The organism is Pantoea sp. nfd-35, from assembly GCF_056892255.1.
Genome location: NZ_CP122405.1, coordinates 51,940 through 62,543, shown reverse-complemented (window position 1 = coordinate 62,543; position 10,604 = coordinate 51,940). Strand labels below are relative to the sequence as shown.

Annotated in this window: 10 protein-coding genes and 2 pseudogenes; 8 read left to right on the top strand and 4 right to left on the bottom strand. The window is 48.6% G+C overall.

What is annotated here, in order from left to right; genetic code table 11:
* Nucleotides 1–424: 424 nt before the first annotated feature.
* Together P9J57_RS22195 and P9J57_RS22190 are read left to right on the top strand one after the other, a co-directional pair.
* Nucleotides 425–1,768 carry an RES family NAD+ phosphorylase gene (locus tag P9J57_RS22195; protein WP_483279578.1) on the top strand — a complete coding sequence of 448 codons (1,344 nt, stop codon included), beginning with the start codon at nucleotides 425–427 and terminating at the stop codon, nucleotides 1,766–1,768.
* Between the two features lie 58 nt (nucleotides 1,769–1,826).
* A complete protein-coding gene (locus P9J57_RS22190) occupies nucleotides 1,827–2,594 on the top strand; it encodes a hypothetical protein (RefSeq protein ID WP_483279577.1) in 768 nt (255 codons plus the stop codon).
* A gap of 655 nt (nucleotides 2,595–3,249) precedes the next feature.
* Here P9J57_RS22190 and P9J57_RS22185 read toward each other — a convergent pair.
* Nucleotides 3,250–4,011, bottom strand: a complete 762-nt coding sequence (locus P9J57_RS22185; RefSeq protein ID WP_483279576.1) for a hypothetical protein — start codon at nucleotides 4,009–4,011, stop codon at nucleotides 3,250–3,252.
* A 222-nt stretch (nucleotides 4,012–4,233) separates the two neighbouring features.
* On the opposite strand from P9J57_RS22185, the gene P9J57_RS22180 reads away from it, so the two are divergent.
* The 3 genes and pseudogenes from P9J57_RS22180 to P9J57_RS22170 all read left to right on the top strand — a co-directional run bounded on the left by P9J57_RS22180 (nucleotide 4,234) and on the right by P9J57_RS22170 (nucleotide 5,849).
* On the top strand, nucleotides 4,234–5,100 hold the full coding sequence (locus P9J57_RS22180) for a FitA-like ribbon-helix-helix domain-containing protein (RefSeq protein ID WP_483279575.1): 867 nt from the start codon (nucleotides 4,234–4,236) through the stop codon (nucleotides 5,098–5,100).
* A gap of 10 nt (nucleotides 5,101–5,110) precedes the next feature.
* Nucleotides 5,111–5,317, top strand: a pseudogene (locus P9J57_RS22175) (Rpn family recombination-promoting nuclease/putative transposase); the annotation flags it as partial.
* 217 nt (nucleotides 5,318–5,534) lie between these two features.
* Complete coding sequence (locus P9J57_RS22170) at nucleotides 5,535–5,849, top strand: hypothetical protein (RefSeq protein WP_483279574.1); 315 nt, start codon at nucleotides 5,535–5,537, stop codon at nucleotides 5,847–5,849.
* Here P9J57_RS22170 and P9J57_RS22165 read toward each other — a convergent pair.
* From P9J57_RS22165 to P9J57_RS22155, 3 genes are all read right to left on the bottom strand, one after another.
* Complete coding sequence (locus tag P9J57_RS22165) at nucleotides 5,846–6,661, bottom strand: DUF4225 domain-containing protein (RefSeq protein WP_483279573.1); 816 nt, start codon at nucleotides 6,659–6,661, stop codon at nucleotides 5,846–5,848. The genes P9J57_RS22170 and P9J57_RS22165 overlap by 4 nt on opposite strands.
* A 58-nt stretch (nucleotides 6,662–6,719) precedes the next feature.
* Nucleotides 6,720–6,962 (bottom strand): DNA polymerase III subunit theta, encoded by a 243-nt coding sequence (locus P9J57_RS22160; protein ID WP_483279572.1) that lies wholly within the window; start codon nucleotides 6,960–6,962, stop codon nucleotides 6,720–6,722.
* A gap of 86 nt (nucleotides 6,963–7,048) precedes the next feature.
* On the bottom strand, nucleotides 7,049–7,330 hold the full coding sequence (locus P9J57_RS22155) for a helix-turn-helix transcriptional regulator (protein WP_483279571.1): 282 nt from the start codon (nucleotides 7,328–7,330) through the stop codon (nucleotides 7,049–7,051).
* Nucleotides 7,331–7,888: 558 nt separating this feature from the next.
* Between P9J57_RS22155 and P9J57_RS22150 the strand changes: the two are divergent.
* From P9J57_RS22150 to P9J57_RS22140, 3 genes and pseudogenes are all read left to right on the top strand, one after another.
* Nucleotides 7,889–8,301, top strand: a pseudogene (locus tag P9J57_RS22150) (GNAT family N-acetyltransferase).
* Nucleotides 8,213–9,013, top strand: a complete 801-nt coding sequence (locus tag P9J57_RS22145; protein ID WP_483279570.1) for a helix-turn-helix transcriptional regulator — start codon at nucleotides 8,213–8,215, stop codon at nucleotides 9,011–9,013. The pseudogene P9J57_RS22150 and the gene P9J57_RS22145 overlap by 89 nt, the downstream one beginning before the upstream one ends.
* Before the next feature lie 11 nt (nucleotides 9,014–9,024).
* Entirely contained in the window at nucleotides 9,025–10,353 is a 1,329-nt protein-coding gene (locus P9J57_RS22140) for a cytosine permease (protein ID WP_483279569.1), read from the top strand.
* The last annotated feature ends 251 nt before the right edge of the window (nucleotides 10,354–10,604 follow it).

Here is a 10,604-nt window from a genome sequence, read left to right as displayed (position 1 = left end):
TCTCTTAATCACCTTTTTTATTCAGCACCCGAGCCGACAAGGGTTATACAGGCGGTGCTTTTACATTATCAGCGTTCTTCCTGCTCGCAAAAAAATCGAGTCGGGTGAAGGAAAATCGATCTTTTTTCCTTTATACGGAATATAACCTGGTACGCCTGTCAGTGCACAGGGCACTGCTTCGGGCATTGGCACGGTTGCGGAATTGCTATCCCTATGACGTGATTAACTTTATCCTTTCTCATCGACCAAAACTGCGGGGGCAGGGCCATACCAGGCACTCTACGCTGGATGCCTGGTGGTGACAGAAGAAACGAGATCATGTGCAGATAAGGATTTGCCGTCGACTGCTTTCAAAGTCTTTAACAGATGATACTCTGTTAAGGCCCCTTCAACTCCGGTTAACGACTCTGCTATCGGGATGATAATGAACGAAGATAAATATATCTGTTACGCCTGTGTTGGCGAAAAATACATCAGCCAGCTTATTCTGAACACGGGAAAAGCTAACCGAAAGTGCAGCTATTGCAGCAGAAGAAAAAAGAACGTGCCTCTTGCACAGTTAAGCCCCAAGGTTCACAAAATGTTTATGGAGCATTATGGAATAAATGAAGAAGGGGAAAACCATTATGAATCTGGCGAAACTGCAATAGATATTATACAAAATGAAATGCATATTGATGAACAACCCGCACATGACCTTTTTACCATTCTTGAAGATGAGAATTACGACTACGATGCGATGGATAGTTTTTATGACGACAGTATACACTATATAAAATTGAAGCGTTCCTCTCAATCTCTTGGGCTTGCCTGGGAAAAAATGGAGGAGTCATTAAAGAGTGAATCAAGGTATTTTAACGAACTTGTTAAAAGTTTCCTGGACGGGTTGTTCTGTGACATCGAGAAACTTCAGACAAAGAACAGTCAGAGCACAATTAATACGACCGGCATCGGCATGACATTCTACCGGGCAAGGAAATTTGAGAATGAAGAAGATGTTGAAAAAGCACTGGAGCATCCTGAGCGCTATTTCGGGCCGCCGCCTCACGAACTCGCCATATCGGGCCGGATGAATGCGTACGGCATACCGGTTTTTTACGGATCAACCTCCCCGGATATAACGGTTGCGGAGGTCAGGCCAGTGGTCGGAAGTTATGTTGTGGTGGTGCCGTTCAGGACGCTGAGGGAAATGCGCATTCTTGACATTTCTGCGCTGAGCACTCTGCGACAGAGCAAGGGAAGCATATTTGACGAAGAGCTAACCGCGCTCAACGATAAGGCTGACTTTATGCGAACCCTGTCGAGAAAACTGACACTTCCGGCAAGTGGAAAGAACCCGGAGAATGAATATCTCATCACGCAGGCCGTGGCAGAATATCTCGCCCAGTCAGAAGACCACAAACTTGACGGTATTAGTTTTAATTCAACGCAGCTCCCGAGAAATAATCGGGAGGAAACAACGCATCAGAATGTGGTGTTGTTCAGCAAATCAGCGAAGATCACGGGGGCAGAACCCAACAGCCGTTACTATCTTGTTGAACTATATGAAAACGTACAAGATAACGAATGGATTTTCTTCCCGACTCTGCAGCCGCTGGAAGGGATGAAAAAAAGCAAATACTCCTTTTCTTTCTTCTCTGACAAGCTTAATCCATCGCTGGAGTTGTGTGCAGACATGATCGTGTTTCATAAAGTAAAAGGCGTGAGATATGACACGGACCAAACAGAAATAAGTCTCCTTCACCCTGTATATAAAGAAGGAAAATAAAGGACAGCATTTCACGACGACAATTTATCTTATATGAAAATTTAAAAAAGGACAGCCAGTGAGTAAGATGAAAGATGTTTATGAATCACTAATTAATCATAACGTGTTGATGCAGCACGCAGAAGGTGTCAAAGATGAGTCAGTCAAACACGCTCTCTTATATCTTCTTCATATGAATGATCCGTATGTTGATGAATACGGTCAGACCTATTTAAGATTTGATGAAGGAGATGAGACAGAAGCGGTTGGTGAGATCGACCGTCTGACAAAAGGCAAGGGCGCGTTTGCCGTTTTCAGCGGCCAGATGGCCGAGCTGAAAAATAATCTAAATCATCAACCCACGCCGCTTTCGCTGAAAATGAACTTTGCTTACGCTGTAACACTAATGGAAACCTGCCTGGCTGATATGCTCAAGAATGCCGTACTCAGTGAACCCGAATTTATGAGCAACGCGCTGTCTCAAATAAAAAGCTTCAAGGCTGTCAGAATCGATCTCATAGATATTCATAAAAATCCAGGCTTTGTCACCGGTTTTGTTATGAAAGTACTGACGGAATATCTCTATCACAAAATTGAAGACGTGCTGACGATATACAGGTTCACGCTTGGAACTGATCATCCGGAATATATCAAAGAGAAAACTGGTGATGTAGTGAAAATAGCCCACCTGCGGCACGACATCGTTCACCGTAATGGTTTTGATAAAGAGGGCAATGAGCATACCTTTACGGCTGAACTGGTCGGTAAAGCAATGCAGGACATCACAGATTTTGTGCAGGGGATGCAGATGTACATCTCACAGTCAGAACCAGAACGCCCCTTCTGATGCCCATATATCAACAGAGCATACTTTTATTCATAATGTTCAAATTTAACGATCGCCGCCTCGAAAAAACCCCACTCCTTTTTTTGCTGCATGCCTGGTCGGGGAAAAGATAATGAAAAAAGGAGCAGGGTTTAGACTTTATTGGCACGCTAAGCTCGCTGGTCACCGCGGCCTTTAATGAGCAGACAGTGCTCGACAGTCAAGTAAAGTCAGTCGCCCCCCGGCAGAATGACAGGCTGTTCACGGTAAACATCCCTGATGACTACTAAGGAGATGGCCTGCCTCTGTGGCGGTTCTCGATGCGTCCAAACTTTGAATTTGCCGATCAAGAGTAATACTGAGGCCTGAAATCGGGAATCGTCGTCGGCTGAGCGGATGCTGCCTCACCAGCCCACACATCCGTTTACCCGACCCTCTGGTATCAAATGCTGATTTTCTGAGACGCAGAGGGATGCCTCATTCATTTTATTAAGCTCTTTCAGAGCAAGGGGCTATCTGACGTGGATATAGATCGGCGTATGTTGCCAAGCCTGAGTTTTTTGTAGTGGTTCCGTGTAATTTTTTAAATTTAATTCAATAACCCGTTAGGCAGAGAGGGGGGGTTATTCACCCCATTCAACAATTTAATTAATATCAATTTAATATTAAATGAATATCACAAAACATCTTCAATACGTATGATGTCCTCAAATGGAACAGCAATCCCGTCCCGGTCGATTCCCCAGTTTGAACAACTGTCAGGAGGCAGATGACGTACTGCCATATATGCATAAGCGAGAGCCGCCTCAATGCATCGCTGAGGGCTATTAGGCGGCGCGGTGAACCATATCAATCTTGGCTTAAGAACGGCAGAATAATGCGGCTTAAGGTCGGTATCATACAGGTCAAGATAGGCATTACAAACGTCTTCAACCAGCTCAGGCATCGCCGAATAATTATGGTGTCTTGTCCCCTCATTATTCAGCTGGACCTCTCTGACAAGAGATGCATAAGGCCCCCAGTGAAGGGAGCTTCCGTGGCGCTCCATAAACATCCTGTCAGGCACTCCACTTTTTGCCCAGTCGCTGAGCCGCCTGCCTACCTGGATACTGGGCGCAACATCTGCCAGCATACTGATAACAGCTGGAAATGCGACGTTGAGAGGAAGAATACCTTCCAGAAACTGATTATTAGCTGCAGTACGGGTGCCGTGAAACCATACAGCTGAAGTCACTTGATCAGGCTCGCCAAGCAGGCTGCCGGTGTGCTCGAAAAGGAGCTGGTTTGCCGAAATCGGAATATATGGATCCGCTTTAAAGACTTCTTCAAGGTCAATGCCAAGCAGCACCTTTTCCAGTTCTGAAACCGTGCAACCATAACCTTGACTAAGGGTGATAAGTGCCGAGTCCCGTCCGGAGCAGTCAAGTATGAAGCCCATCGTAATCTCCTTATAAAAGCACTGAAGTTAACTGTTAAACCTGTATGTCCCTGACGCATCAACAGATAAGGTGAGGTGGTCATTTAACCAATATTCATCGATAAAGCAGGGGAGTAAAATCATAACAAACAACCACATGGGGGTATTAATGAAACAATTGTACCCAAAAAGAATCTTATTGAGTACAATTGTCATTTCATGACCACATAAAGAGACAAATACATGCAAAAGCTGCAGGCCCGAAATATTCCCGACGACCTTTATGGACGCGTTGCAGCCGCTGCAGCACGTAACGACCGTTCTCTAGAGGGTGAGGTTCGGCAGGCGCTGGCAGCTGCGTACCCGGCCACAGGCACTAAAACCCTTACCCTTCGTCAGCAGTGGCAGCAGGAAACTGCTCGCCGCCTGCGCCAGCTCGTCGCGCAGCTTCATGCGGATGACTTCTGGCAATTCAGGGGCCCTGGTACAACAGTACAATTGGCCCAACACTTAGGTGAGGACTCGCCTGCACGAGTATTTGACTGGATGGACGGGCTGGAGCCGCTTCCTTTCGAGGCAGCAGAACGTATTGCAGCATTCACTGGCTGCAGCCGGGACTGGCTGATGGAGGGACGAACAGACCCGTTCTCAGTAACAGACATCGGGAATCCGGCAGACTACGAACAGTTTTTTTGCCCGGAAGGCCCCGGAGACTATCGTTTTTACCTCATCCGCTTCGGTGACGGAAATCTGTTGTGCATCCGCCATGACCGCAGTGCAGCCAGATGGTCAGCGGGTCATATGGGGGGGCGATTCTGCGTACAGGACGGCATGGGCGGCGGAGGCATGGGGAATCTGAAGCGGTTCCTTAAGTTTCTTAAGGCCCGCCGCATCCAACTGAAGACCGACAGCTGCGAGCGCAAAGAGAGCAGCGAGAATACCGGCCTGCATCACCCCTCCTATTTCACCCGGAATTCGGCGCTATCGTTTACCGACTGGCTACCGCAGCTGCTCCAGGGAAATCTGCCTGACAGCTGGACTGCGGATGCCTCAGACCTGCGCTACATACTCGAGGAGGTCCGCGACGCTCCTGACGGCAGCACGGTATGAGAAAATTCATATCAAAAAGCCAACACCGGTACCCTACGATGAGGCCTTCAAGGCTTTCCTGACGCATACCGATACGGCCCGGGACTTTATCGAGCTTCACCTGCCGGAGGAGCTGCGCAACGTCTGCGACGTCAGCGCCCTGAAACTGGAGTCAGGCAGCATTATGGAAGAGAGCCTCCGGGCCTACTACAGCGACGTGATTTTAAGCCTGAAGACCGCCGCCGATAGTCCGTCCAGGGCAGGAACGGACTACCGGCAGGGAAAAAGCCGTGAGCTGAGCGACGCCATCAGCGTCCTGATGAAGAACGGGTATAAGATTCATTACATTCAGCCCGGAAAATACTCCGGAGTCACCTACAAGGTTTACCGGGTTACTGACGGCTTCATAATCTGTTATATACATCATCAAACAGACCAGTATCAGGATTCAGGAAATGAATGTCAGCGATGAAGCACTGCTGAAATCAGGTATCAGCCAGGCAGATTTAAGCAGAATAAAACACAACGTGTCGTTACACGGGGGCACGCTGGAGGAGGCGGTAGAGAGCCTTGCAAACCGCTTCCGGGCCCTGACATGGGTCATCACGTTCAGCGTACTGGTAATGGCTGCCCTGCTGATATTCAGCTCCCCCGTCAAGATTATTGTGGGTGGCGTGTCATTTTTGATCGTGATTGCGATAGTGATCTCCGCCCAGCCCGTAACGCTTGCCTGGAAATGCTGGCGTCACCGGAGAGCTGACCGTCCTTAATTATCCTGTGACCTGGCTGTTTCAACGAGATCAACAACAACTTTGCCTCTGACCCCGTAGCTGACAATTTTAAGCGCCAGTTTTGGCCGGCTCATTGACTCCAGCTTGTTTCTGAAATCACTTCTTAACCAGCGAAAAAGCCGCCAGGATTCCGGCTTCCTCGTCAGTCCCACCAGGCCGTAAATATTGGCCGTCAGTGAAACGCCATTATAGGCCGCCAGGCCGTACTCGGGTCTGAATCCCATAAAGCTGGCTATTTCGGTTGAGGCATCGGCGATGATGCCCTCGGAAGGGCCGTAGGAAGTATGGTTAATAATCTCTTTAGATATGCTGTTAAACCCGTCAATCATGATGATCGCGCCGGCCACAACAGCAACAGGTGTCATCGTGGCCAGCAGAACAAAGCCGCCGTAAACCGTCAGGCCGTTCAGTACCAGATTGACGGCAGACACGGCATAACCCACGATCCTGTTATTCTCTCTGATAAACTCCACTTTTGCATAAAGCTTCGCGGCCTGAGTGCGCAGCATTCTGGCCTGATACAGAAGGCTGTCGTTCTCTGCCCGAAGATTTTTGACACAGGCCATGCATTCTTCATCGGTTTTTGCCTGACGTGCCGCCGAAAACTGAGCCTCGATAACGTCTCTGATTTCCTGCACGAACTGAATACGTGACAGCCCGTGTTTCAGGTGGCTGGCCGCAACATAATTTGCAGTGTCAGCCAGCTTCCTGGCTTCAAGGTTAACCATTGTTTCTGCCCAGGCCTGATTCCGGCCGCCTGAGCGCATCATCGAAAGAAGGGCTGCATCCATTTTTCATCTCTCCGGGGCTGAAAGAAAACAGGCAGGAACGGAATCCTGAATAAACAGATTAATCTTTTGGCTCTTTGTGATAAACAGGATCGTTTCCGCTCGGGAGCTTCAGAGAAAGATTACGGTAATACGCCAGTCGCTCCCTGAAATAGTCTCTCAGTTCTTCAGGCTGCTGATGTTCTACCTGGGCAGGAATGACAGGCAGGTTGAGTCGTTCTCTGTAAGCGACACCTGACGCGGCCAGGTCCACATTGATTTTATCCCGCTCCAGCCTGTCTTTCGCTGCGATATTATGTGACATGGTAACACCTCCTGAGCACAGTATACCGCCTAAACAGGCAGAGGCATCAGGAGAGGTTAAGATGATGGCCTGAACGGCCGGTAGGATTACACATGCGGTTTTTCGTCGGGGACAGTCAGGGAAAGCTTCAGCAGGACTCGGCTGGTGACAAACGGCCTCAGCATCTTCATGGAGTTCACACCCAGTTTTTTCTGAACAGAACTCATGGCTTCTTTGACCGTATCTTCAGACACTCCCCGGTAATCAGCGAGATCCTTTATCGTGATGTGGCCGAAGACAAGCATGCAAACCTGAGTGGCCTGCAGCACCGTCAGCTCAGGGAAAAACTTCGTCAGCGATTCATAATTTTTGTATTCGTCAGCAGCCATAGTGACCTCCTGGGCAAATTAACAGCGATACGTTTCCCAGAGTTCATAAATCATGTAACTGATTAACTCTTCCTGATTTGAAACTAAAAAAAGAACGGTGAGTTTCAAAATCACTCACCAAATAGTTAGGCGTCTAAGTTTTATTATGGAATATCGTTATAATTTTTTTTGAAACAAATACGGGCATTGGTTTTTTTTCGGTCTTCGCGAACATAAACGGGAAAAAAATAAACAGGATCCCTGGTGTTGTTTATATTCTGTAACAAATCACATCACTGGATGCAGTAATTTACACCCACAATGCACCTGAAATAATACAAAATTAATACCACTTTTAAATTTCTTGCAGTCTGTTTTATATTTATATAACCTCTCCGAAAATAAAAGGGAATTAAGCATCTTCCGGTCTGTTGTTACATTTACGCAGGATACACCAAACCGGAACGGAGTAAATGGGGTTATTCACCCCATTGACAGGTGCAATGACTTGTGTATAAGCATTCTTATTCCGAAGAGAGTAATCTGCTTTATACATCTGCAAGCCGCAAGGAACGTACTTTGAATATCACACTTATTACCAATCCTTCCCACCAGGAAAAAAACGTTATTACTGATGGACTCTGGAGTCACAACGCCACATTCCATCCCGTTGAAATCGAACCGTTTCTGCTTTACTGCTCAGACGATGATGGCAACGTCGCTGGAGGTCTGATCGCTCAGACCTGGTGGGGAACTCTTGAAATTCAGTATTTATGGATCGCTGAACGTATCAGGGGTAAGGGATATGGAAAAGAGTTGATGTCAGCTGCTGAAGCAGAGGCCGAAACCGGAAGTGCCACATGGCGACAGTGGACACGTTCGATTTTCAGGCCAGGTCGTTCTATGAAAAGCTCGGTTACAAAGAGTACGGCTCACTCCCAGGCTATGCACATAAGTTCAGGCGTCACTACCTGGCAAAAGAATTTACGTAGCATACCTGCGAAAGCAGAGGTATGTATGCGGTATCAAAGAGTCTGCACGAACACACTTTCCATCATGATCAGAATGATCGAAAACCTGCATGAACCATGGGGAATCAAAGACTGCCAGTCCAGACATCTTTTCATGAACAAAGCTGCCCGGTTGTATACGTGCACACCGGCGGCTTTTGATCTCGAGGGCAAACTTGACTGCGAATTTCCCGCGACGTGGGCGGAGCAGGCTGAGGGATTTATTGAGCATGACAGACAGGCTGAATCAGAAGGAAAAGGCGTCAGCGTAATAGAGACCGATTTCTGGTTTGGCCGAAAAGAACTCCATCCTTATATCAGTGAGAAAATACCCTTCAGGGATGCGAACGGGGTCTGTATGGGGACGCTCTGGAATGCCAGGAAAATAAGGGTGCTTTCTCCTTACGTGTGTATCAGTGATAAAAAACCAGGCGTCCTGCATACAGCGTCCGACCAGTCTGTCTTCACACGTTCGGAAATGGATATGATTTTTTATCTGATGAAAAACCTGAGTCAGAAAGAGGTCGCCAGCCATCTGGGATTATCCGCGAAGACCATCAATAACAAAATGCAGAATATATACAGAAAGACAGGGGTTAATTCAGTATCTGCGCTCTATGAATTCTGCTCACATAAAAACCTGCAGAATTACATTCCTGAATTTGCCATTAATAAAGGCATAAAATTTATCTGACCGGAGCAATTATGAGCTTGCACGAAAATTATTCCGTTGAAAGGGTTCCGGCCGCCGCCCGTCTGCCGTTCTGGGGCGTGGCACTGGTGCACATGGGGATGCTGACTGCGCTGGACCAGTTCATGCTGGGTGCCACCCTTGGCCACTCGATGAGCTATGCACACGCCTTCATGGCCATCACCGCCGGCAGCCTGATTTTCTTTGTCGCAACGTTCGGGCTGGGTTACGCCGGCATGCGGGAAGGCATCTCCGGCAGCCTGCTGGCCCGCTGGTGCGGTTTTGGCCGGGGCGGTTCAGTGCTGGTCAGTCTGCTTATCGCCGTCAGTCTCCTGGGATGGTTTGGCATACAGAATTCCGTCTTTGCTGATTCGCTGGATCACGCCCTCGGCCAGAAACTCGGATTTCACTGGGCCGCTGCGCTTTCAGGCCTTACCCTGACGCTTATCGTGGCTTTCGGTTTCAGGGCGCTGCGCTTTGCCGCCCGCATAGCGGTCCCGGCATTCGCCATCAGCGTTCTGTACATCTCTACCGTTCTGCTGAAAGGTCAGGACATGGGTGCGCTTTCGGCACTGTCTGAAGCAGGCAAAGGCCTCTCCATCAGCGACGCCATTACGCTTGTGGTGGGAGGCAGTATCGTGGCCAGCCTGATAACGCCAGACCTGACACGCTATTACAGCAACGGCCGGCAGGTCATGCTCATGACGGTCCTGACCATCTTTGCGGGAGAATACGTCATCAACGGGCTGGCTGTGATCATTTCCGTGATACTGAATACCGCGGACGTGGTGACCATCATGGGACAGGTCACCGGCGGCATTGGGCTGGTCGTCGTGGTGTTTTCGACGATGAGAATTAACGACATCAACCTGTATTCGTCCTCACTTGGCGTGGCCAACGCGATCGAAGCGTTTACGGGTAAGAAAATCCCGTACGTGGTGATCACGCTTTTCATCGGCATCGCCGGTACCACGATGTCGGTAATGGGCATTCTTGACCGGTTTGTCGACTTCCTGAACCTCCTGGGTGTCCTGTTCCCGCCGGTCATCGGCGTCATGATGGTTGATTATTTCATCCTGAAAAGCGACAGGAAGGTACTGGACGAGAGCCGGGGCAGGAACGCGTTACCCGACGAAGCGCAGACGAAGAACTTCGGCTGGAATGCCATCATCGCCAGCCTGGTGGGCGCGGTAGCAGGGTATTACGTGACGTACGGCGTGCCGGCGCTGAATTCAATCATTGCAGGCTGCCTGATGTACCTTTTACTGGGCTTTATAAAAGGACTGATGACTTCTCAGCATCGACAGGAATATCCGGGCACTGACAGCGGGAATATTCACTAAAAAAATAAGTCTGTTTTTTAGGTGACCCGGCTCATTGCTTCTGTGGCCTTAAGCCGGGTTCTGGATGCATTAACCAAGTCTGGTTGTCACGACTAAAATTTTGCCATCATCCACTTCCATAAATGAAACGGCTAAACCGTTGGGCTGAATCGTGATCAACCGGTCGCTATGCTTACGCTGGCCATTATATAGCACACGTCATATGTAAGCTGTATTTGAGCCCCCATTGATTATTTATAATTAACTTTTTC